Raw genomic sequence first — 24,061 nt, forward strand, 5'->3', positions numbered from 1 at the left:
ACAAGTCAGCGCGATTTGTAGGCCCGATAAGGCGGTACGCCGCCATCCGGCAACAGATTCACTCTTTCATCAGGAGATAGCTATGTTTGATTTACTCCTGCGCCGTGCGCGCCTCGTCGACGATACCCTGACTGATATCGCCATCCAGGACGGGAAAATCGCGGCGCTGGGCGAGATTAGCGCGCCCTCCCGTAAAACCATTGAGCTGAACGGCAACGTTTACGTCAGCGCTGGCTGGATTGACTCTCACGTTCACTGCTACCCGAATTCACCGATTTATCACGATGAGCCGGATAGCGTCGGCATCGCCACCGGCGTCACCACCGTGATCGATGCCGGCAGCACCGGCGCCGACGACGTTGATGACTTCTATCAACTGACCCGCAAAGCGGCGACGGAAGTTTATGCGTTGCTCAACATCTCCCGCGTCGGGCTGATTGCGCAGAATGAGCTGGCGAATATGGCCAATATCGACGCCGCCGCGGTGCAGCAGGCGGTGCAGCGTCATCCTGACTTTATCGTCGGCCTGAAGGCGCGGATGAGCAGCAGCGTCGTCGGCGAAAACGGCATTACGCCGCTGGCGCGCGCCAAGGCCATTCAGCAGGAAAACGGCGATCTGCCGCTGATGGTGCACATCGGCAATAACCCGCCGAACCTCGATGAAATCGCCGATCTGCTGAGCAGCGGCGACATCATTACCCACTGCTATAACGGCAAGCCGAACCGTATTCTTAATCCTGCCGGCGAGCTGCGCAGCTCCATTACTCGCGCTCTGCAGCGCGGCGTGCGACTCGATGTCGGCCACGGTACCGCAAGTTTCAGCTTTGAAGTGGCGCGGCGGGCGATTGCGATGGGCATTCTGCCGCACACCATTAGCTCCGATATTTACTGCCGTAACCGTATCGATGGCCCGGTGCGCTCGCTGGCGCTAGTGATGTCGAAGTTCCTCGCCATCGGCATGACCCTGCCGCAGGTGATTGACTGCGTGACCGTCAGCGCCGCCGAGGGGCTGCGCCTGGCGCGTAAAGGGCGCCTGGAAGCGGGCTTTGATGCCGATTTAACGCTATTTAGCCTGCAGCATCAGCCCACGTTGCTGGTGGATGCCGAAAAAGAGAGCCTGCAGGCTGACAACATTCTGGTGCCGCTGGCCGCGATTCGCGCGGGCAAGGGCTATCTGACCGAACAAGGGAGCGCGGAACATGCCTTCGATTTTTGAGAAATACCATTTAAAACAAGTTATTAATACTTCAGGCCGGATGACGGCGCTGGGCGTCTCCACGCCGCGCCCGGAAGTGGTTGAAGCCGCGATGGCCGGTATGAACCAGTACTTTGAAATGAAAGACCTGGTGAATAAAACCGGCGAGTACATCGCCAAACTGCTGGATGTGGAAGGGGCGACCGTTGTCTCCTGCGCGTCGGCGGGGATTGCCCAGTCGGTAGCGGCGGTGCTGGTGAAAGACAGCGACTGGCTGCTGGAGAACCTGCACGTTACGCCAGTTGAAAATAACGAAATCGTGTTGCCGAAGGGCCACAACGTCAACTTCGGTGCGCCGGTTGGCACGATGGTGGCGCTGGGCGGTGGTAAGCTGGTGGAAGCGGGCTACGCCAACGAATGTTCTGCCCAACAGCTGGCGGCGGCGATCACTCCGCGCACCGCGGCGATTCTGTACATCAAATCCCACCACTGCGTGCAGAAAAGCATGCTCAACGTCGCGCAGGCCGCGGAAGTGGCGCGCCAGCATAACTTACCGCTGATCGTCGATGCGGCGGCGGAAGAAGATCTGCAGTGCTACTACCGCATGGGCGCCGATTTGGTTATCTACAGCGGCGCGAAAGCGATTGAAGGGCCGACCAGCGGGCTGGTCATCGGCAAAACCCAGTACGTCGAGTGGGTTAAGCGCCAGTCGATGGGGATTGGCCGGGCGATGAAAGTGGGAAAAGAGGGCATTCTCGGCCTGACCTGCGCCATTGAACACTACCTGACGGCGACTAAAGAGAGCGGTCAGCAGATGGTGGACAAGATGACGCCGTTTATCGAACAGCTCAACACTCTCAACGGCGTGACCGCGCGGGTGGTGTGGGATAGCGCGGGCCGCGATATCGCTCGTGCCGAAATTAAATTTGATGAAGCGACCACCGGCGTGAATACCGGCGATCTGGTTAACGCGCTGAAGCAGGGCGAATACGCCATTTACTTCCGCGGCTATAAAGCGAATGAAGGCATTATCGAAGCCGATGTCCGCAGCGTGAACGCGCAGCAGCTGGAGGTGGTCGCTCGCCGCATCGCAGAAGTTCTGAATAAGGAGAAAAAAGCATGAAACTGACCCCAAACTTTTACCGTGACCGCGTGTGTCTGAACGTACTGGCGGGCAGCAAAGACAACGCCCGTGAAATTTACGACGCGGCGGAAGGTCACGTACTGGTTGGCGTGCTCTCCAAAAACTATCCGGACGTCGCCAGCGCGGTGGCCGATATGCGTGAATACGCGAAGCTGATTGATAACGCGCTCTCCGTCGGGCTGGGCGCAGGCGACCCAAACCAGTCGGCGATGGTGAGCGAGATTTCTCGCCAGGTGCAGCCGCAGCACGTCAACCAGGTCTTCACCGGCGTGGCTACCAGCCGCGCGCTGCTCGGGCAGAATGAGACCGTGGTGAATGGCCTGGTCTCGCCGACCGGCACGCCGGGAATGGTGAAGATCTCAACCGGCCCGCTGAGCAGCGGCGCGGCGGATGGGATTGTTCCGCTGGAAACCGCCATCGCGCTGTTGAAAGATATGGGCGGCAGCTCTATCAAATACTTCCCGATGGGCGGCCTGAAGCACCGCGCTGAGTTCGAAGCCGTCGCCAAAGCCTGCGCCGCGCACGATTTCTGGCTGGAGCCGACCGGCGGTATCGATCTGGAAAACTACAGCGAGATCCTGAAAATCGCGCTGGATGCCGGCGTGAGTAAAATCATCCCGCATATTTACAGCTCGATTATCGATAAAGCCAGCGGCAACACCCGCCCGGCCGATGTGCGCCAGTTGCTGGAGATGACCAAACAGTTAGTGAAGTAGTGCCTTTGCCCCTCACCCTAACTTTCTCCCGGAAGGAGAGGGAACCATCTGGTTTTCTCCCTCTCCCTTTGGGAGAGGGCCGGGGTGAGGGGAAACTTATCCCACCGAACCATCAAGGAGTTACCATGCCAACCGCTCGTCACCTGCTTGTTGCTTCACTGTCTTTGCTTGCCGCCGGCGCCGCCGCGCAAACCCACTACGCCTGGATTGGCACCTATAATCCTAATGGCGAAGGTCTGTATCGCTTTACCGTCGATGCCAAAACCGGCGCTCTGCGCGATAAGGCGCTGGTAAGTTCGTTGCCGAACGTCGCGCAGCTAACCGTGTCGCGCGATGGCAAAACGCTGTATGCCGCCAGTGAAGTCGAAAAAGGCGTGGTGCAGGCGTGGCGAATTGACAAGAACGGCGAGCTGACGGAACTCAACCAGGTTACCTCCGGCGGCGCCGGGCCGGTGTATCTCTCCCTGACGCCGGATGGTAAATATCTGTTGGTGGCCAACTACGTTAGCGGCAGCACCGCCGTGCTACCGGTGAAAGAAGATGGTAGCCTGGGCGAAGCGGTGGATGTGCATCAGGATGAAGGTCCGGCCGGCGCCGAACGTCCGGCGGCGGCCGTCGAGGGCAGCTTTGCTATTAGCGATCACAATGGCCCGCATGCCCATATGATCGCCGCCGATCCCAGCGGAAAGTTTGTTTACTCCACCGATCTCGGGCTGGATCGGATCTATCAGTATCGGCTGGATAGCGCCAGCGGCAAACTGGCGCCAAACGATCCGCCGTTTATCGCCGCCTCGTCGCCGGGCGCCGGTCCGCGCCACTTCGTCTTTACGCCAAAGGGCGACGGTCTGTGGCTGATTAACGAAGAAGCGTCGACGCTGACCTTCTATCATCTTGATAAGCAAAGCGGCCTGCTGCGCGAAGGCAAAACCGTCTCCGCGCTGCCGAAAGAGTATAAGGGCACCAGCTTTGCCGCGGGCCTTGTGCTGAGCAACGATGGCAAACAGCTATACGTCGCCAACCGCCTGCATAACAGCATTGCTCACTTTAGCGTGTTGGCTGACGGCAGCCTGAGCCACCAGGAGGATATCTGGACGCGTGGGGATTACCCCCGCACGCTGACGCTGGATAATCAGGGGCAGTGGCTGTACGTCATGAACCAGCGTAGCGATAATATTACCCGTTTTAGCGTGGCGCCGAAGGATGGCAAATTAACCTTTGCCTCAGACTACACGCCGGTCGGTAGCCCATCGCAGATGGTGATATCCGCCCAACCCTGAGCCGTAACAACAAGGAACTGACATGCGATTTCCCAACCAACGCTTAGCGCAACTCTTCACCCTGCTGCGAAATGAAACGCTGCCGCAGGATGAACTGGCGCAGCGGCTGTCGGTTTCTACCCGTACCGTGCGCGCTGATATTACCGCGCTGAATGCGCTGTTGGCGCAGTATGGCGCGCAGTTTACCCTCAACCGCGGTAGCGGTTATCAGCTGAAGATTGACGACCGATCGCGTTTTCAGGCGCTGGAGGAGACGGCGCCGAAGACGCAGCACGTGCCGCGTACCGCCCAGGAGCGCATCCACTTTTTGCTGGTGCGTTTCCTGACCTCGGCGTTCTCCATCAAGCTGGAAGATCTGGCCGATGAGTGGTTCGTCAGCCGCGCCACGCTGCAGAATGATATGGTCGAGGTGCGCGAGCGCTTCCAGCGTTATCAGTTGACTCTTGAAACCCGCCCGCGCCACGGCATGAAGCTGTTCGGCAGCGAGGTATCGATTCGCGCCTGCCTGACCGATTTACTGTGGGAGCTGACGCTGCAGGGCGGCATTAATCCGTTGATTAGCGCCGAGGCGCTGGAAGCGGATGTTCCTGCGCAACTGGAACCGGTGCTGCAGGAGACGCTCACGCGGCATCATATTCGCCTCACCGATGTCGGCGAGCGCTTTATCTGCCTGTACGGCGCGGTTGTGGTGCGCCGCGTGAGTGAAGGCTACCCGCTGGCCGATTTTAGCGCCGAAGATGTGGCGCAAAACGTCCGCGACGCCGCGCGTGATTTGGCGGGTGAGCTACAGCGGTTGGCCGGAAAACCCTTCTCGCCCGCCGAAGAAGAGTGGCTATGCGTGCATATCGCCGCTCGCCAGGTACAGGATGTCGACCCGGAAACGATCAGCGCCGACGATGATGAAGCACTGGTCAATTACATTCTGCGTTACATCAACAGCCAGTATAACTACAACCTGCTGGACGACGCCCAGCTGCACGCCGATCTGCTGACCCACATTAAGACCATGATCACCCGCGTGCGCTATCAGATAATGATCCCCAATCCGCTGCTCGATAACATCAAACAGCACTATCCGATGGCATGGGATATGACACTTGCCGCGGTATCGAGCTGGGGTAAATACACTCCTTATACCATCAGCGAAAACGAAATCGGCTTTCTGGTGCTGCATATCGGCGTCGGGCTGGAACGCCACTACAACATTGGCTACCAGCGCCAACCGCACGTACTGCTGGTATGTGATACCAGCAATGCGATGGTGCGGATGATCGAAGCGATCCTGCAGCGCAAATATCCGCAGTTGGAGATCGCCGCCACCATTTCCCAGCGCGAGTACGAACAGCGAGAAGCGGTCGATGAGGACTTTGTTATCTCAACGGTGCGGATTAGCGAAAAAGATAAACCGGTGGTGACCATCGCGCCGTTCCCCACCGATTACCAGTTGGATCAGATTGGCAAGCTGGTGCTGGTGGACCGTACCCGTCCGTGGATGTTGAATAAGTACTTCGATGCCGCCCACTTCCGGGTGATCGATAAGCCGATGGATCAGCAAACATTGTTCGCCGAGCTGTGCCAGCAGCTGGAGCAAGAAGGTTTTGTCGATGCGGAGTTTCATGATTCGGTGGTTGAGCGTGAAGCGATCGTCAGTACCATGCTGGGTGACGGTATTGCGCTGCCGCACGCCCTCGGCCTGTTAGCGAAAAAGACGGTGGTCTATACCGTTATTGCCCCGCAGGGAATCGCCTGGGGCGACGAAACCGCCCATATCATCTTCCTGCTCGCTATCAGTAAGAGCGAGTATGAAGAGGCGATGGCGATTTACGATATTTTCGTGACGTTCCTGCGCGAGCGAGCCATGAGCCGCCTCGCCGCGACCCGCAGCTTCGATGAGTTTAAAACGGTGGCGATGGAGTGCGTCAGCCGGTTTTGAGAGGCGTTTTCCAGATTCGAATGTAATTCAAATGTAATGCTATACTGCATTACAAAATTCCCCTTTCTGGAGGCATAATGGCCACGCTCAATGTTCGACTGGACGATAAGCTCAAAAAAGAGGCTTATGCCGTGCTGGAGAAACTCGATATGACACCAACGGAGGCGGTACGCTTGCTGTTTCAATACATTGCGGAAAATGGCCGCATGCCGGTGAAAAGTATGACCATCAGCGATGGCGAAGCGGCGTTATTACGCACCGTTCGCGAACGGCTGGAAAACCCACGGCCGGGGGTTAAGGTGAGTCTGGATGACCTATGAACTGGAGTTTGATCCACGAGCCTGGCGCGAATGGCAGAAGCTTGGCGAGACGGTCAAAAAACAGTTCAAAAAATAAGCTCCTGCAGATTGTGCAGAATCCGCGAATGGAGTCGGCCAGGCTGAGCGATTTACCGGATTGCTACAAAATCAAGCTTAAGGCGTCAGGTTATCGGTTGGTGTATCAAGTACGAGATAGTGTGGTGGTGGTTTACGTTATTGCCATTGGCAAAAGAGAGAAAGCTGCCGTTTATCATCAGGCGAATAAACGGCTCTAAACGCTATCGCAAATGATGCACGACCTGGTTGCTGCTGCCGCGCCAAATAAGCGCCGGGTCTTTTAAATCCTGCACAAACTTACCGTCGACCAGCACGTTAATCAGGTTCACGACTTCCATCTGCTCGGCGTTCAGTTCGTCAAGCTTATAGCCGGTCCAGACCCAGATATCTTTACCGGGGCATTCGGTGCGTACGCGCTGCACCAGATTGAGGATCTCCGCGACGTTTTGCGGATGCAGCGGATCGCCGCCGGAGAGTGAAAGCCCCTGGCGTTTAATGCGGGTATCGTTGAGGTCGGCGATGATGCGGTCGGCCATCCCGGTTGTGAAAGGCATACCGGAATTTACCCGCCAGGTGCTTTTGTTGTAGCAGCCGGGGCATTCGTGGACGCAGCCGGAGACAAACAGGGTGCAGCGGGTGCCGGGGCCGTTGACGATGTCGACGGGGTAATACTGGTGATAATTCATTTTCGCTTCTCAATTAACGCCATAGCGGCGTTGGCTGCGCTCACTCACCCCAGTCACGTACTGAATGTACGCTCCTGGGGATTCCTTCGTTTGCCGCCTTGCTCTGACGTTAATTGCTTTGCGAAAACGGAGGAGTGGGGCCATTTCCCGGCGTCGCTGCGCTCGGCCGGGCTACGACAGTAGTAGTGGTAGCCCGGATAAGGCGCTGCGCGCCGCTATCCGGGAAAAGCGCATTGGTCTTTAACCGATCTGTCCATTGCCCAGGTGCTTCACGCGGCGCTTCACTTCTTCCTGCTTGCCGGCATTGAACGGACGCGCGTCCGGGCTGCCGAGATAACCGCATACCCGGCGGGTCACCGATACGCGGGCGGCGTCGTGGTTGCCGCATTTCGGGCAGGTAAAGCCCTTGCTGGTGCACTCGAACTCGCCGGTAAAACCGCACTCGTAGCATTCATCGATCGGCGTATTGGTGCCGTAATACGGTACGTGCTGATAGCTGTAATCCCACACGTCTTCCAGCGCCTTGAGGTTATGCTGGATATTCGGATATTCGCCGTAGCAAATGAAGCCGCCGTTGGCCAGCGGAGGATACGGCGCTTCAAAATCGATCTTGTCGTACGGGTTAACCTTCTTCTCGACGTCGAGATGGAAGCTATTGGTGTAGTAGCCTTTCTCGGTCACGCCCGGAACCACGCCGAATTCGGCGGTATCGAGGCGGCAGAAGCGATCGCACAGGTTTTCGCTCGGCGTGCTGTACAGGCTGAAGCCGTAGCCGGTCTCTTCCTTCCACTGTTCAACGGCGTCGCGCAGACGCTGAACGATGGCGATGCCTTTTTCACGCAGCGCTTCGCTATCGTACATATGCTGATTGTTGTACAGCGCGTTGATGGTCTCGTGAATCCCGATGTAGCCCAGGGAAATGGACGCGCGGCCGTTCTTGAAAATTTCCGCGACGTCGTCGTCGGCTTTCAAACGCACGCCGCAGGCGCCTTCCATATACAGAATCGGCGCGACGCGGGCTTTCACCCCTTCCAGACGGGCGATACGGGTCATCAGCGCTTTGCGCGCCAGCAGCAGGCGCTCGTCCAGCAGCGCCCAGAAGGCGGCTTCGTCGCCTTTCGCTTCCAGCGCGATACGCGGCAGGTTCAGGCTGATAACGCCGAGGTTGTTGCGCCCATCGTGTACCTGTTCGCCGTTCTCGTTTTCCCACACCCCGAGGAAACTACGGCAGCCCATCGGCGTTTTAAACGACCCGGTGACTTTCACTACCTGATCGTAGTTGAGAATATCCGGATACATGCGCTTGCTGGCGCACTCTAAGGCCAGCTGTTTGATGTCATAGTTCGCATCGCCGAATTTATGGTTCAGGCCGTCGCGAATAGCGAAGACCAGTTTCGGGAATACCGCCGTTTTGCGGTTTTTGCCGAGGCCGGCGATGCGGTTGCGCAGAATCGACTGCTGGATCAGGCGCGACTCCCAGCTGGTGCCGAGGCCAAAACCAAAGGTGACGAACGGCGTCTGGCCATTGGCGGTATGCAGCGTGTTGACCTCATACTCCAGCGACTGGAACGCGTCGTAGCACTCTTTCTCGGTACGCGTACGCGCATAGCCTTCGGCATCCGGGATCTGCCACTCTTCGGCAATTTTACGATGCTTTTTGAAGCTCTCGGTGACGAACGGCGCCAGCACTTCATCGATACGGTTAATGGTGGTGCCGCCGTAAATATGGCTGGCGACCTGGGCGATAATCTGCGCCGTGACCGCGGTGGCGGTAGAGATAGACTTCGGCGGCTCAATTTCGGCATTGCCCATTTTAAAGCCGTGCGTCAGCATGCCTTTCAGGTCGATCAGCATGCAGTTGAACATCGGGAAGAACGGCGAATAGTCGAGATCGTGGTAGTGGATCTCGCCGCGCTCGTGCGCCTGTACGACATCGCGCGGCAGCAGATGCTGACGGGCATAGTGTTTGGCTACGATACCGGCCAGCAGATCGCGCTGGGTCGGGATCACTTTACTGTCTTTGTTGGCGTTCTCGTTGAGCAGCGATGAGTTGGTTTGCTCGACCAGACCACGAATTTCCTGGTTCAGACGGCCGCGCTTTTCACGCTCGATATCGCGATCGTGGCGATATTCAATATAGGCGCGCGCCAGCTGTTTCCACGGACCGGACATCAACTGGTTTTCCACGGCGGTCTGGATATCGTTGATATCGACCTGCGCGCGGCCCTGCATTTGCTGGCTAACGACTTCTGCGACGGTGGCGCAATAGTCTGCGTCATCGACTCCCGCTGCTTTAGCTGCACGCAGAATTGCTTCTTTAATGCGCTCTGACTTGAACGGCACTTTACAGCCATCACGTTTCATCACATGCGGTGTCATGATCACTCCATATATAGAACAGGTTATCCACAGAGGCGGAAGGTCTCCCAAAAGCGCGCCACGCTACGAGTAGCGGCGTTTGCCTTCGGATCCGGCCCTTTTTATCCACATCTCATCACCGCCCAACAACGACAAGATATGGTGACATAATAGACGATTAATACAATATGTAGGGCCGGGGCGCATTTTAAGTTCTATATGTAGTGATTTGCATCAAAGATGTTTGCGATTTTATTGACCCAGAACAAGGTAAAAAGGTGAGAGTACGGATGATGGGCGCTGGCGTAAATGTAAATTTAGGCGCTTAAAATATAAGCAAAAATTGGGCCCGAACGCTAAAGGAACGGGCAGAATATTCAGGCAATCAATGTATCGTTAAGCAGATCGACCAGCAGCAGCAGGGCGTAGCGGGCATGCAGCGGGTTGGCTGGCAGCGGAAGCACGGCGCTTGCCATATCGGCCAGCGCATGCTGTTCCGGGGTCAGAGCGATAATCGTCACCCCTTGCGTACGCGCCTGCAGCGTCGCGCTCTGCAATACGGTATTGGCTTCGGCGGTGGCCAGTACCAGCAGCAGGTGATCGTCATTAAGGGTACTGGCGGTCATTCGCATCAGCGCCGCATCCTGGCAGAGATTAATCGCGATGCCGGATGGCAGCAGCTGGTGCTGCAGCAGCGCCGCCAGCGCCACATCCTGGGCGCCGAGGGCGAAGCAATGCACCGCGCGGGCGCTCAGCAGGCGCGATTTGCACTTCTCCACCGCCGCTTCGGCGGTGTGGCCGAGCTGGCGGGTTAGCGTATCGCCGAGGCTGCTAAGTTTGTCGCGCCAGGCGACGGGCAGGGCGGCGCTATCCGGCGTGAGCCAGCTGGTGCGTCGTTCGCTGGCCTGCGCCAGCTGTTTACGTAAATCGCGAATATCATCACAGCCCACTGAACGGGCGAAGCGGGTGATGGTGGCCGGGCTGACCCCCACGCTGGCGGCCAGCTCATCAATGGAGGCGCTGGCGGTAAAGCTAAGATTTTCCAGAATAAAGGCGGCGACGCGCGACTCCTGAGCGCTAAAGCGGATCAATCCTTCCTGTAGCTGACCTACGATATCCATCCTGATGTTCCCTTTGGCAGTACCCGGAATTGAAAATATTTTTCACTTAATGAATAGCCGTTTTTATAGCATCTGCGCAGGCGATTTCCTATGTCTGGCGTCGATATTTCGCAATGGCACGAAGAAATAGTGCGCAAAAATTGAGCCTCGATCACATCGGTGAAAATTATTTTCATATAGCCTTCACTATCACACAATATTAACAATATAGTCGCATAGGCCGTGAGGGCTGAAGCGATAAACACGCAAAGGGGAAGCGCAATGCCACGAATCGTACTCTGTTGTGCCGCAGGCATGTCGACCAGCATGCTGGTGAACAAAATGAAAGCGGAAGCCCAGCAGCGCGCGCTGGCGCTGGAAATCTACGCGGTGGCGGTGGCGGAATTTGAACGCGAACTGCCGAACGCCGATGTCATCCTCCTCGGGCCGCAGGTCAAATACGAAGCCGGACGGCTAACCGCGCTGGCGGCCCCGCAGGGCAAAGCGGTGGCGGTGATCGATATGGCCGACTACGGCATGATGCGCGGCGCCGCGGTGCTGGATAAAGCGCTGGCCCTGCTCGAACGCTAATTTTCTAATCCCGTTTTTATCACCCTCACGCGCGGTCCTGGCGATCGCGCGCGGCGATCTGCATGCCGAAAAATGCGAATAGAGGTCACTATGCAAGCACTGAAAATCGCCGTTATCGGCGGCGGCAGCAGCTACACGCCGGAGCTTATTGAAGGGATTATCGTTCGTTATGAGCAGCTTCCGGTCACCGAGCTGGCGCTGGTGGATGTCGAATCCGGCAGGGAAAAAGTTGAGATCATTGCCGCGTTGGCCCGGCGGATGTTGAAACATAAAGGGCTGGATCAGGTGGCGGTCAGCGTCCACTTTACGCTCGATGAGGCGATCCGCGGCGCCAGCTTTGTGCTGACGCAGCTACGCGTCGGGCAACTGGCGGCGCGCGCCGCCGATGAACGGCTGGGTCTCAAATATCATCTGTTGGGCCAGGAGACCACCGGCGTCGGCGGGTTCGCCAAGGCGCTGCGGACGATCCCGGTGATCCTCGAAGTTGCGCGCAAAGTGGAACAGCTGGCGCCGGAAGCGTTCATTCTTAACTTTACCAACCCGGCGGGGATCGTCACCGAGGCGGTCAGCCGCTACAGCAAGGCGAAGATCATCGGCCTGTGCAACGTGCCGATCAACATGCAGCACATGATCGTCGGCATGTTGGGCGCGCAGGAGTCCGAAGTAAAACTGCGCTTTGCCGGGCTCAACCATATGGTTTGGGTGCATAAGGTGCTACAGGGGCGCGAGGATGTCACCGGTAAAGTGATCGATATGCTCTGCGACGGTAAGGCGCTGTCGATGAACAACATTAAAGAACTGCCGTGGCCGTCGGAATTCCTCCGCGCGCTAAAGGCGATTCCGTGCCCTTATCATCGTTATTTCTGGCTGACGCCGGCGATGCTGGCGGAAGAGATCGCCGCAGCGAAAACCAAAGGCACCCGCGCCGAGCAGGTGATGAAGGTCGAGCAGGAGCTGTTTGCGCTGTACGCCGACCCGCAGCTGGAAGAAAAACCAGAGCAGCTGAGCTTTCGCGGCGGCGCTTACTACTCGGAAGTGGCCGTTGAGCTTATTAACGCGATTCACAACAACCTGGGCGCGGAGATGGTGGTAAACACCCGCAACAACGGCGCGATTCACGGCCTTGATGATGATGCGGTTGTGGAAACCAACAGTATTATCGATGCGCAAGGGGCGCGGCCGCTGGCGTTCGGCCCGTTGCCGCCGGCGATGAACGGCCTGACGCAGCAGGTAAAGGCCTTTGAAAGGCTGACGATCGAAGCCGCGGTACACGGCTGCCGCGAGAGCGCGCTGCTGGCGCTAGTGGCTAACCCGCTGGTCGGTAACGTCACCGATGCCCAGGCGCTGCTGGATGAAGTGTTAACGATAAACCGTCAATGGCTGACGCAATTTAACTGACCGCTATTTCCCTCGGGAGCACATCATGTCGAATACAAGCTGGATTGAACGTTACGTCATGCCGGCGGCGCTGAAAATCGCCGGTCAAAAGCACGTCCTGTCGGTACGCGATGGCATCATTCTGAATATGCCGTTTATGCTGATTGGCTCGTTTTTCCTGATTTTCGCCTACCTGCCGATCCCCGGCTATGCCGACATGATGAGCGGCCTGTTTGGCGAGGTCTGGCGCGATAAAATGCTGTACCCGGTGAAAGCGACCTACGACATTATGGCGCTGATTTCCAGCTTCGGCATTGCCTATCGGCTGGCGGAGAAGTACCGCACCATCGACCCGCTGAGCGCCGGGGCGATGTCGCTGGTGGCCTTTGTGATGACTATCCCGCAGAACACCCTCTTTACCCCGGTACACGGCGCGGCGGAGGTGATTAAAGGGGTGATCCCGGTGAGCATGGTCGGCAGCCAGGGGTTGTTTGTCGCTATTGTCATTTCGCTGCTGTCGACGGAGATTTATCGTTTGGTCGCCAGCCGTAACCTCGTTATCCGCATGCCTGACGGCGTGCCGCCGGCAGTGGCGAAATCTTTCCTCGCTCTGATCCCCGGCTTCTGTGTTCTGGCGGTGGTGCTGGCGCTGCGCCTGGCGGTTGAGGCCTCGCCGTTCGGCGACATCAACAGCATGATTGCCACCCTGATCGGTATTCCGATGCACCACGTCGGCGGTACGCTGCCGGGGATGATTATTTCGGTGATTGTGATCGGTATTTTGTGGACGCTGGGCCTGCACGGCGACGCGATTGTGCTGGTATTTATCCAGCCGGTGTGGCTGTCGAATATGTCAGAGAACCTGACGGCGTTTCAGAACGGCCAGCCGATCCCGCATATCATTACCCAGCAATTTTACGATCTGTGGATTGCGCCCGGCGGCACCGGCGCGCTGCTGGGGCTGGTGATATTTATGTTGCTGCGCAGCCGTAGTCAGCAGATGAAACAGCTGGGGAAAATTGCCGCGCCGGGAGCGTTGTTTAACATCAGCGAGCCGATGGTGTTCGGCATCCCGCTGGTGATGAACCCGTACTTCTTCCTGCCGTTTATTTTAACGCCGGTGCTGCTGGTTATCGTGTCCTATACCGCAATGGCGACCGGGCTGGTTGCGCCGCCGGCCGGAATCGCGCTGCCGTTCACTACGCCGATCTTCATCAGCGGCTATCTGGCGACCGGCGGCCATATTTCCGGCACCATACTGCAGGTCGTGAATTTAACCATTTCGCTGGTGGTTTACTATCCGTTCTTCCGCGCCTGGGATCGGCTGAAGGCCAAAGAGGAGCACGCCTCAGCGCAGCCGCAGGAGAGCGTTATCCTTCCTGACGCTGACCGCGCGTAAACTCCAGCCCCACGAACCGGTAGCCCCGGTGAGCGTAGCGCCACCGGGGAAAAGCTTTACGCCTGCAACCACCATACCGCTTCGAACGGCCGCAGCGTCATTGCCGCCGGGCGGTTGGACGTTTCCGCATAGTTACCAATCAGCGCCCGCCAGTCGCCGGACATCTCCGGCGGCTGCCACGGCTGGAACTCACGGCTCAGGTTGGCGGCCACCACCAGGGTCTGCCCCTGCCACTTGCGGCGATAACACCACAGCGACGGATGGTCCGGCAGCAGATCCTGATAATCCCCCCATGTCAGCACCGGCGTGGTTTTTCGCAGCGCGATCAGCTGCTGATAGGTGTAAAACACCGATTCCGGATCCGCCAGCGCCGCCTCGACGTTAATCTCGCGATAGTTATCACCCAACGCGATCCAGGGTTTTCCATCGCTGAAACCGCCGTTATCGCCGTCGTGCCACGGCATCGGCGTGCGGCTATTGTCGCGCGATTTGCTGGCCAGAATCGCCAGCAGTTCATCGGGGCTTTGCCCCTGCGCCGCGCGCTCGATAAACATGTTATGGCTTTCCACATCGCGATAATCGCTGATATTGCTGAAATGCGGGTTGGTCATACCAATCTCTTCGCCCTGATAGATATAGGGCGTGCCCTGCATGCCGTGCAGTACCATCGCCAGCATCTTCGCCGCCGGCACCCGGTACTCGCCCTCGTCGCCGAAGCGCGACACGATGCGCGGCTGATCGTGGTTACACCAGAACAGCGCATTCCATGCCCGGTTATGCATCCCTTGCTGCCAGTGGCGGAATAGCGCTTTCAGCGCGACGTAGTCTGGACGGGCGAGGGTCCATTTTTCGCCGCCGGGATAATCGACTTTTAAGTGATGAAAATTAAACGTCATCGACAGTTCGCGTCCGTCCAGCGCGGCGTACTGCTGGCAGTGTTCAAGCGAAGTGGAAGACATTTCGCCGACGGTCATCAGGTTACGCGGAGTGAAAACATCGCGGCTCATTTCCTGCAAGAACTCATGCGCCCGCGGTCCATCGGTGTAAAAGCGCCGTCCATCGCCAATGGTATCAGACGGGAAGTTCTGGTCTTTTGATATTACGTTAATGACGTCCAGACGGAGGCCATCAACGCCGCGATCGGCCCAGAATTCGCAGACTTTTTTCAGCTCGGCGCGTACCGCCGGATTTTCCCAGTTGAGATCCGCCTGTTCGGTGGCGTAGAGGTGTAGATAGTACTGTTCGCTTTCCGCATGCCATTGCCAGGCGTTACCGCCGAATTTTGAGCGCCAGTTATTCGGCGGCGTTCCCGGCTCGCCGTCGCGCCAGATATAGAACTGGCGGTACGGGCTCGCCTTATTTAACGACTGGCGGAACCATTCATGCTCTGTCGAAGTATGGTTCAGTACCATATCCAGAACGATACGGATACCGCGCGCCTTCGCTCCGGCGACCAGTTGGTCGAAATCCTCCAGCGTGCCGTAAGAGGGATCGATAGCGGTATAGTTCGCCACGTCATACCCGTTGTCCACCTGTGGCGAAACATAGAACGGCGTCAGCCAGATAGCGTCGACCCCGAGCTTTTGTAGGTAGTCGAGACGGGCGGTGACGCCGCGTAAATCGCCGGTACCGCTGCCGGTGGTGTCCTGAAAACTCTTCGGATAGATTTGATAAATAACGCCGTTTTGCCACCAGCGGGGAAGAATATTCATATTACGTTCCTGCGAATAAAGGGGGCGCAAGCGGCGCCCCGAAAGAAGACGTTAGATAATCTGCAAGGTGCCCTGACGGTACTTGCGTTGATAAACTACGGTGGTGAGGATAATCGGCACTATCACCGCGATGGCCATCGCCATGGCATAGACCTGCCAGTAGCTTGGCTGAATCGACAGGATGCCAGGCAGGCCGCCGACACCGATGCCATTAGCCAGCACGCCGTTCAGGCCGCACAGCAGGCCAGCAAGGCCGGATCCGACCATCGCGCACAGCATCGGGAAGCGGTACTTCAGATTGATACCGTACATCGCCGGTTCGGTGACCCCGAGATAGGCGGAGATCGCCGCGGGTACCGAAATTTCGCGTTCATTTTGTTTACGGCTGGCAATAATAATGCCGACCACCGCCGATGCCTGAGCAATATTAGATAGCGCAATCAGCGGCCATACCGGCGTACCGCCGATGCTCTGTACCATCTGCATATCGATAGCAAGAGTGGTCTGATGTACGCCGGTTATTACCAGCGGCGCATACAGGAAGCCGAACAGCGCAGCGCCGATCGGCGCGAAGCTGCCGGTTAACAAATGGCGCACCGCGAAGGCCACGCCGTCGCCGATTAGACGGCCAAACGGGCCGATAACCGCATGGGCAAGGAACACCGCCAGAATCAGCGAGCACACCGGCACCACCACCAGATAGAGGTAGTCAGGCACGATGCGCTTGAGGCGCGTTTCGATAAAGCCCAGCGCCAGCCCCGCCAGCAGAGCCGGGATCACCTGCGCCTGATAGCCGACTTTCGCAATGGTAAACAGGCCGAAGTTCCACACTTCCGGCACCTGCTGGCCGAGCAGGTAGGCGTTCATCAACTGCGGAGAGACTAGCGTGACGCCAAGCACGATCCCGAGGATCGGCGTGCCGCCCATTTTCTTCACCGCTGACCAGCAGATCCCCACCGGCAGATAGAAGAAGATAGCCTCGCCAATCAGCCACAAGAAGTCATAAATCGTTTTCAACGACGGGTGCATTTGCGCCAGCGTCTGGCCGTTGCTCATGGGTAGATCGCCGATGACGTTACGGAAACCGAGGATCAGACCGCCGCTGATAAGCGCCGGCAGGAGCGGGAAAAAGATCTCGGCAAAGTGCGAGATCAACCGTTCATGCCACTTCATGTTTTGCCGCGCGGCCTGTTTGGCCTGCTCTTTGTCGGCGGACGCCTGGCCGGTGGTGGCCAGCAGCGCCTTATAGTAATCGCCGACTTCGGTGCCGATGACCACCTGGAACTGCCCGGCGTTAGTGAAGCATCCCTTCACCATGCGCAACTGCTCAATGTCTTTCGGTTTGGCGATGGCCGGATCGTTTAGCACAAAGCGCAAACGGGTAATACAGTGGCTGACGGTGGCAATGTTGCCGCGCCCGCCCACCAGTTCGATCAGTTTATCGATGTCCTGCTGGTTTACTTTGCTCATGATGAAGCCTCAAAAACAGAGGGGAGAGATGCCGTTTTTACCTTGCATGCATCCTAACCGTTCCGTTGGGAATGCAAAATGGGAACGTTCCCGAAACTCGGCGAAGATCACATAAATCGCCCGAACGAGATTAATTCAGGGCAGCGGGAATGACGATTTGGCGGGGTTCGGCGTGGCCGGCGATCTGGTCGATCAGCTGCTGCGCCGCCTGGCGCCCGGCTTCGGCGTAGCCGGGATCGACGGTGAGGATCTCCGGATGCAGAAACTTCATCAGCGGCGTGCTGCCGACGCTGGCGAGCTGTAAAGTTTCAATACGTTGTTCCTGCAGATATTTACTGGCGCCGAGAGCGAGAGTATCGGTGGCGCAGACCAGCGCGCGGGTCTCGGGAGTCAGCACGCTGGCGACGCTTTCATACCCCTGCTTCATCGCCAGTCCCGGCAGCGCAGCGGTTGGCGTGAGCTTCTTTTGCGCGCAGAAATCGAGATACGCCTGATGACGGCGTTCCCCAGTGGTGACGTCGCTGTGCGGTACGCCGAGGAAGCTTATATGCCGGTGTCCGCGTTCATAGAGACGCTGCATCAGTAACTTGATCGCGCCATGATCGTCATAGCACACCGAAGCGAAGCCGGGGGCATCGCGCGCCAGCAGCACCAACGTTTCGCGCCACGGCGCGAGCATCTCCTCGCTAATACCGGTAAAGCCGAACAGCACCACGCCGTCGATATTGCGCCGGGCGAGCATGCCCAGATGTTCTTCCACCAGCGCCGGAGAAAACTGGCTCTCCATCATGATAGGATCGTAGCCCTGCTGATAAAAGGCGGGCAGCATGGTCTGCACCGCTAAATTTTCCGACAGCGAATCCAGACGGGTGACGATAATCGCCACCACCTTATCGCTCTGACCGCGCATGGCGCGGGCGGAGCGGGAAGGGGAGAAACCGTGCTGCTGCATCACCGCTTCCACCCGTTCGCGGGTGCGCTCGCTGACGCCGCTTTCGTTATTCAGCACGCGCGACACCGTCGATTTTCCGACGCCGCTTAAACGCGCGATATCTTTGATTGTTAGCCGGTTTTGCATACGAGGTTCTCGCCGTCGTCCGATTTGAGTGAGTCTAATGCTACTCAACGAATCCTCAATGAGCAAAGACTGGTTGATGTCCGGTTTAGTTGCCGGACGGTATGATAGCCATAATAGCCACAAATAGTTTCCTGGTCGCGGTATACTCCGCGCCGTCTTGAGTTACTTACCGGAGAATTTTATGGACCCCGATCCCACTCCTCATCCTCGATGGAGCAACCTTTCTTTCCGGTAAGCCTGTTTAGCACTGCTTTACCGGAAAGCGTAAAGCAGTGACGTCCTCGATGTCCCTGCCCTATAAAAATAATGCCTGACAGGTAAGGCTTTGCCACGCCTGTTGGCAACGCTGCGTTCGCTCGCGCGAGCGCGGAGGGACTGTTTATGCTGAAAAATTTTACCCGGCAGCTGTTCGCGCAGCTTAGCCGTCATTTACCACATCGTTTGATCCAGCGCGATCCGCTGCCCGATGCCCGTAACCTGGCCAGCGCGCCGATCCCGGATTCACTCGGCAAGCGCTGTCTGGACGTCGCGGCTATGGATGAGCAGGAGATCTGGCGCGCGTTCGATAGCCACCCTGAAGGGCTGAACGACGCCGAAGTGGCGGCGAAAATCGCCCTGCACGGCGATAACCAAATCCCGGCGCAGAAGCCGTCGCCGTGGTGGGTTCATCTGTGGACCTGCTATCGCAACCCGTTCAACCTGCTGTTGACGGTGCTCGGCATCGTCTCCTATTCAACTGAAGATCTATTCGCCGCGGGCGTTATCGCGCTGATGGTCGGCATCTCGACGCTGCTTAACTTCATCCAGGAAGCGCGCTCGACCAAAGCGGCGGATGCGCTGAAGGCGATGGTCAGCAATACCGCCACGGTGCTGCGGGTTATCAACGAGCAGGGCGAGAGCCGCTGGCTCGAACTGCCCATCGACCAACTGGTGCCGGGCGATATCGTCAGGCTATCGGCGGGAGATATGATCCCGGCGGACCTGCGCATCATTGTGGCGCGCGACCTGTTTGTCGCTCAGGCCTCGCTGACCGGCGAATCGCTGCCGGTTGAGAAAGTCGCGCGCACCCGCGATCCGCTACAAACCAATCCACTGGAATGCGACACCCTGTGCTTTATGGGGACCAACGTGGTGAGCGGCTCGGCGCAGGCTATCGTCTACGCCACCGGCGGCAACACCTGGTTCGGCCAGCTTGCCGGGCGCGTCAGCGAGCAGGAAAGCGAGCCGAACGCCTTCCAGAAAGGCATCAGCCGGGTCAGCATGCTGCTGATCCGCTTTATGCTGGTGATGGCGCCGGTGGTGCTGCTGATCAACGGCTACACCAAAGGCGACTGGTGGGAAGCGGCGCTGTTCGCGCTGTCGGTGGCGGTCGGCCTGACGCCGGAGATGTTGCCGATGATCGTCACCTCGACGCTGGCGCGCGGGGCGGTGAAGCTGTCAAAACAAAAGGTTATCGTCAAACACCTCGACGCCATTCAAAACTTTGGCGCGATGGATATCCTCTGCACCGATAAAACCGGCACCCTGACCCAGGATAAAATCGTGCTGGAGAACCATACCGATGTTTCCGGTAAATCCAGCGAGAGAGTCCTGCACACCGCCTGGCTCAATAGCCATTACCAGACCGGGCTTAAAAACCTGCTCGACACCGCGGTGCTGGAAGGCGTGGAGCTGGATGCCGCTCGCGGTCTCGCGGAGCGCTGGCAGAAGGTGGATGAGATCCCGTTTGATTTCGAACGCCGCCGCATGTCGGTGGTGGTGAAAGAGCAGGACGAGGCGCATCAGCTGATCTGTAAAGGGGCGTTGCAGGAGATCCTCAACGTCTCGACCCAGGTGCGCTACAACGGTGAAATCGTACCGTTGGACGATACCATGCTGCGCCGTATCCGCCGGGTGACCGATACCCTGAACCGTCAGGGGCTGCGGGTGGTGGCGGTAGCGACTAAATACCTGCCTGCGCGGGAAGGCGACTATCAGCGTGCGGATGAATCCGACCTGATCCTCGAAGGCTACATCGCCTTCCTCGATCCGCCGAAAGAGACTACCGCCCCGGCGCTGAAAGCGCTGAAGGCCAGCGGCATTACGGTGAAAATCCTCACCGGCGACAGCGAACTGGTGGCGGCGAAAGTGTGTCATGAAGTGGGGCTGGATGCGGGCGAAGTGGTGATTGGCAGCCAGATTGAAGCCATGAGCGACGACGAACTGGCGGCGCTGGCGAAACGCACCACGCTGTTCGCGCGCCTGGCGCCGCTGCATAAAGAGCGCATCGTGACGCTGCTGAAACGCGAAGGTCACGTGGTGGGCTTTATGGGTGACGGTATTAACGACGCCCCGGCGCTACGCGCGGCGGATATTGGCATTTCCGTTGACGGGGCGGTGGATATCGCCCGCGAGGCGGCGGATATCATTTTGCTGGAAAAAAGCCTGATGGTACTGGAAGAGGGGGTTATCGAAGGCCGCCGCACCTTCGCCAACATGCTCAAGTACATCAAAATGACCGCCAGCTCCAACTTCGGCAATGTCTTCAGCGTGCTGGTGGCCAGCGCCTTCCTGCCGTTCCTGCCGATGCTGCCGCTGCACCTGTTGATTCAGAACCTGCTGTACGATGTCTCTCAGGTGGCGATTCCGTTTGATAACGTCGATGATGAGCAGATTCGTAAACCGCAGCGCTGGAACCCGGCCGATCTCGGGCGTTTTATGGTCTTCTTCGGGCCGATCAGCTCGATTTTCGATATCCTCACTTTTGGCCTGATGTGGTGGGTGTTCCACGCCAACAGCGTCGAGATGCAGACCCTGTTCCAGTCCGGCTGGTTCATTGAAGGGCTGCTGTCGCAGACGCTAATTGTGCATATGATCCGTACCCGCCGCATTCCGTTCGTCCAGAGCCGCGCCGCGTGGCCGCTGTTCGCGATGACGCTGCTGGTGATGGCGGTGGGTATCGCGCTGCCGTTCTCGCCGCTGGCGGGCTACCTGCAGCTGCAGGCGCTGCCGCTCAGCTATTTCCCGTGGCTGGTGGCGATTCTGGCGGGTTACATGGTGTTGACCCAGACCGTTAAAGGTTTCTACAGCCGCCGCTACGGCTGGCAGTAGTGGTTTCGCCCCTTTGCCGTTCGGCAGAGGGGCATACCGGTATTTCTCTTAAATCTCATTAAGTTGTGACGCCCGTCATCGCCATGTATTGACGCAATTTTGTGCGCATGTTAACCCAATGTTTTGCTTTTTTTGGCCCGTCATAAAAAGGAACATTGATGATTAACACCGTGCGTTACAGTCTGCTGACCGGCGGAATATTACTGAGCAGCATGGCGCTTGCCGCCCCGGCGGGCGATCTGCCGCTGATGCCGTGGCCCGCCCATGTGGAGCGCCCGCAGGCGCAGGGGGCGCTGGCGTTGAATAACCAGCTGACGATCAACGTCAGCGGCGACGATCTGGGCGAGGCGGCAAACCGCTGGCGCGAACGTCTTGCGCGGCAAACCGGCTGGACGCTTCAGCCGCAGACGGCGCCGGCGAAAAGCCCAACCATTAACGTGATCGTCAGTAAAAAAGTGCCTTTCCTGCCTCAGCCGGATAGCGACGAAAGCTATCAGCTAACCGTTAACGCAGACGGCGCGACCCTGAAAGCCAATACGCGTTTTGGCGCGCTGCGCGGCATGGAAACGCTGCTACAGCTGGTACAAAACGGCCCTGACGGCACCACCATTCCTTATGTCGCCATTAACGATGCGCCGCGCTTCCCGTGGCGTGGACTGCTGCTGGATTCCGCCCGCCATTTTATGCCGCTGTCGGCGATCAAACGGCAGATTGATGGTATGGCGGCGGCGAAGCTTAACGTACTGCACTGGCATCTGACCGACGATCAGGGCTGGCGTTTCGCCTCCAGCCGCTATCCGAAGCTGCAGCAGCAGGCCAGCGACGGCCTGTTTTATACCCAGGCGCAGATGAAAGACATTGTGCGCTATGCCGCCGAACGCGGTATTCGCGTGGTGCCGGAAATCGATATGCCGGGCCACGCCTCGGCGATCGCCGTGGCTTATCCGGAGCTGATGAGCGCGCCGGGGCCTTACGCGATGGAGCGCCACTGGGGCGTGCTGAAACCGGTACTCGACCCAACAAAAGAGGCCACCTACGCGTTTGCCGAGGCGATGGTCAGCGAACTGGCGGCTATCTTCCCCGAGCCGTATCTGCATATCGGCGGTGATGAAGTCGATGACAGCCAGTGGCGCGCCAATCCGGCCATTCAGAAATTCCTCAAAGAGAAGGGGCTGGCGGACAGCCACGCGCTACAGGCGTACTTTAACCGGCGCCTGGAGACGTTACTTGAAAAACATCACCGGCAGATGGTCGGCTGGGATGAAATCTACCACCCTGATTTACCGAAGAGCATTCTGATCCAGTCGTGGCAGGGGCAGGACGCATTAGGCGACGTCGCTAAACACGGCTATCGCGGCATTCTCTCCACCGGTTTTTATCTCGACCAGCCGCAGTACACCGCCTATCACTATCGTAATGAAATTATCCCGCAGGGGCTCAACGGCGTGGATACGATTACCGATAACGACAGCGCCCAGAGCTGGCAGTTTTCGATGCCGCGCCTGAAGGGCAGCGCGGTTGAGGGCAGCTTTACGCTGGTAAAAGGCGATAGCGGCTGGCGTGGATTCATTGATTTTAAAGGGAAATCACGGCGTGCCGTGCAGGAGATTGAATGGCTCGGCGACAATCAGGTCACGTTCCGCGTTGATACCTGGATGGGCGAGACCCGCCCGGTGCTAACCATTAACGACGACAAGCTCGCAGGCTACTTCCTGCTTGGCAACACCCGTTATCCCATTGACGGCAAGCGACTGGATGCCGTGCCGCAGGGCATTCAGCCGACGCTGCCCGACGCGCAGCAACAGAAGAATCTGCTCGGCGGCGAGGCGGCGCTGTGGGCGGAAAATGTCGCCGCGCCGGTCATCGATATCAAGCTGTGGCCGCGCGCTTTTGCGGTGGCGGAGCGGTTATGGTCGGCCGAAGACGTCAAAGACAGCGACAATATGTATCAGCGCCTGCAGGCGATGGACAGCTGGTCAACGGTCTCCGTCGGCCTGCAGCAGCACGCTCAGCAGCTGGAGCAGTTCACCCGGCTGGCGAACAGCAGCCATACGCTGGCGTTGCAGATCCTCGCCGAGGCGCTGGAGCCAGCGCATTACTACACCCGTCAACATCTCAAGTTCCAGGCGAACAATTACCATCAATTTGAACCGCTTAACCGACTGGCCGATGCGCTACCCGCGGAGAGCGACACCGTACGCAGCCTGAACCAGTGGGCGGAGCGGCTAATCAGCGATGCTGAAGATACAGAGAGCGCCGATGCGCTGCGCCACGTTTTTACCCGCTGGCAGAACAACAGCGGCGATGCGCTGGCGCTGACCGACAATAACTATCAACTGGCGGCGATTAAACCGGTGGTGCAGCAGGTTGATAAGCTGGCGAGCCTCGGGCTGCGCTTGACCGATCTGGTGGCGCGGCAGGGAACGCTGGACGATAAAGAGTACGCCTCAATCCAGGCGCAGCTGGATACGGCGGCGAAAACCCAGGATGAGCTGGTGATTGCGGCGGTCTATCCGCTGGAGAAACTGCTGCGGGCAACGAAGATAAAATAGGGCATT

Annotated in this window: 18 protein-coding genes and 1 pseudogene; 13 read left to right on the forward strand and 6 right to left on the reverse strand. The window is 58.2% G+C overall.

The annotated features are described in order from the left end of the window. Positions 1-82: 82 nt before the first annotated feature. The 7 genes and pseudogenes from PGR79_RS19905 (at position 83) to PGR79_RS19935 (ending at position 6,860) form a co-directional block, all read left to right on the forward strand. Positions 83-1,216 (forward strand): amidohydrolase/deacetylase family metallohydrolase, encoded by a 1,134-nt coding sequence (locus PGR79_RS19905; protein ID WP_213317456.1) that lies wholly within the window; start codon positions 83-85, stop codon positions 1,214-1,216. Then, a complete protein-coding gene (locus PGR79_RS19910) occupies positions 1,200-2,318 on the forward strand; it encodes a DgaE family pyridoxal phosphate-dependent ammonia lyase (RefSeq protein ID WP_015704202.1) in 1,119 nt (372 codons plus the stop codon). The genes PGR79_RS19905 and PGR79_RS19910 overlap by 17 nt, the downstream gene beginning before the upstream one ends. Beyond that, positions 2,315-3,055: a 2-dehydro-3-deoxy-phosphogluconate aldolase gene (gene dagF, locus PGR79_RS19915; protein WP_020079796.1), complete on the forward strand. Its 741-nt coding sequence runs from the start codon at positions 2,315-2,317 to the stop codon at positions 3,053-3,055. Before PGR79_RS19910 ends, dagF begins: the two co-directional genes overlap by 4 nt. A gap of 125 nt (positions 3,056-3,180) precedes the next feature. Further along, complete coding sequence (locus PGR79_RS19920; RefSeq protein ID WP_430922347.1) at positions 3,181-4,332, forward strand: lactonase family protein; 1,152 nt, start codon at positions 3,181-3,183, stop codon at positions 4,330-4,332. Between the two features lie 22 nt (positions 4,333-4,354). Beyond that, complete coding sequence (locus tag PGR79_RS19925) at positions 4,355-6,265, forward strand: BglG family transcription antiterminator (protein ID WP_430922349.1); 1,911 nt, start codon at positions 4,355-4,357, stop codon at positions 6,263-6,265. 77 nt (positions 6,266-6,342) lie between these two features. Next, the gene (locus tag PGR79_RS19930) at positions 6,343-6,585 is read left to right on the forward strand and encodes a type II toxin-antitoxin system RelB/DinJ family antitoxin (RefSeq protein WP_002886901.1); all 243 of its coding nucleotides are present in this window, start codon (positions 6,343-6,345) and stop codon (positions 6,583-6,585) included. Next, positions 6,575-6,860: pseudogene (locus tag PGR79_RS19935) on the forward strand (type II toxin-antitoxin system RelE family toxin). Before PGR79_RS19930 ends, PGR79_RS19935 begins: the two are co-directional and overlap by 11 nt. Before the next feature lie 3 nt (positions 6,861-6,863). Here PGR79_RS19935 and nrdG read toward each other — a convergent pair. From nrdG to PGR79_RS19950, 3 genes are all read right to left on the reverse strand, one after another. After that, the gene (gene nrdG / locus PGR79_RS19940) at positions 6,864-7,328 is read right to left on the reverse strand and encodes an anaerobic ribonucleoside-triphosphate reductase-activating protein (protein WP_430922351.1); all 465 of its coding nucleotides are present in this window, start codon (positions 7,326-7,328) and stop codon (positions 6,864-6,866) included. A gap of 240 nt (positions 7,329-7,568) precedes the next feature. After that, positions 7,569-9,707: an anaerobic ribonucleoside-triphosphate reductase gene (nrdD, locus tag PGR79_RS19945; RefSeq protein ID WP_087858331.1), complete on the reverse strand. Its 2,139-nt coding sequence runs from the start codon at positions 9,705-9,707 to the stop codon at positions 7,569-7,571. A gap of 356 nt (positions 9,708-10,063) precedes the next feature. Further along, entirely contained in the window at positions 10,064-10,807 is a 744-nt protein-coding gene (locus tag PGR79_RS19950; RefSeq protein ID WP_430922353.1) for a MurR/RpiR family transcriptional regulator, read from the reverse strand. 261 nt (positions 10,808-11,068) lie between these two features. Between PGR79_RS19950 and PGR79_RS19955 the strand changes: the two genes are divergently transcribed. The 3 genes from PGR79_RS19955 to celB all read left to right on the forward strand — a co-directional run bounded on the left by PGR79_RS19955 (position 11,069) and on the right by celB (position 14,153). Further along, on the forward strand, positions 11,069-11,377 hold the full coding sequence (locus PGR79_RS19955; RefSeq protein WP_020079792.1) for a PTS sugar transporter subunit IIB: 309 nt from the start codon (positions 11,069-11,071) through the stop codon (positions 11,375-11,377). Positions 11,378-11,467: 90 nt separating this feature from the next. Beyond that, complete coding sequence (locus PGR79_RS19960) at positions 11,468-12,775, forward strand: 6-phospho-beta-glucosidase (RefSeq protein ID WP_411325473.1); 1,308 nt, start codon at positions 11,468-11,470, stop codon at positions 12,773-12,775. 25 nt (positions 12,776-12,800) lie between these two features. After that, positions 12,801-14,153: a PTS cellobiose transporter subunit IIC gene (gene celB / locus PGR79_RS19965; RefSeq protein WP_015704207.1), complete on the forward strand. Its 1,353-nt coding sequence runs from the start codon at positions 12,801-12,803 to the stop codon at positions 14,151-14,153. Positions 14,154-14,209: 56 nt separating this feature from the next. Here the strand turns inward: celB and treC are convergent, their stop codons facing one another. The 3 genes from treC to treR all read right to left on the reverse strand — a co-directional run bounded on the left by treC (position 14,210) and on the right by treR (position 18,413). Beyond that, positions 14,210-15,865 carry an alpha,alpha-phosphotrehalase gene (treC, locus tag PGR79_RS19970; RefSeq protein WP_430922355.1) on the reverse strand — a complete coding sequence of 552 codons (1,656 nt, stop codon included), beginning with the start codon at positions 15,863-15,865 and terminating at the stop codon, positions 14,210-14,212. Positions 15,866-15,916: 51 nt separating this feature from the next. Continuing rightward, entirely contained in the window at positions 15,917-17,335 is a 1,419-nt protein-coding gene (gene treB / locus PGR79_RS19975) for a PTS trehalose transporter subunit IIBC (protein ID WP_213317467.1), read from the reverse strand. Between the two features lie 130 nt (positions 17,336-17,465). Beyond that, complete coding sequence (treR, locus tag PGR79_RS19980) at positions 17,466-18,413, reverse strand: trehalose operon repressor TreR (RefSeq protein WP_087858337.1); 948 nt, start codon at positions 18,411-18,413, stop codon at positions 17,466-17,468. A gap of 181 nt (positions 18,414-18,594) precedes the next feature. Between treR and mgtL the strand changes: the two genes are divergently transcribed. From mgtL to PGR79_RS19995, 3 genes are all read left to right on the forward strand, one after another. Then, positions 18,595-18,648: a mgtA regulatory leader peptide MgtL gene (gene mgtL, locus PGR79_RS19985; protein WP_219340445.1), complete on the forward strand. Its 54-nt coding sequence runs from the start codon at positions 18,595-18,597 to the stop codon at positions 18,646-18,648. Positions 18,649-18,794: 146 nt separating this feature from the next. After that, the gene (gene mgtA, locus PGR79_RS19990; protein WP_047080044.1) at positions 18,795-21,503 is read left to right on the forward strand and encodes a magnesium-translocating P-type ATPase; all 2,709 of its coding nucleotides are present in this window, start codon (positions 18,795-18,797) and stop codon (positions 21,501-21,503) included. 158 nt (positions 21,504-21,661) lie between these two features. Then, on the forward strand, positions 21,662-24,055 hold the full coding sequence (locus PGR79_RS19995) for a beta-N-acetylhexosaminidase (protein WP_430922357.1): 2,394 nt from the start codon (positions 21,662-21,664) through the stop codon (positions 24,053-24,055). Positions 24,056-24,061: the final 6 nt, after the last annotated feature.

Origin of the sequence: Klebsiella sp. 141161, from assembly GCF_050600815.1 — a bacterium.
Lineage (GTDB): Bacteria > Pseudomonadota > Gammaproteobacteria > Enterobacterales > Enterobacteriaceae > Klebsiella > Klebsiella aerogenes.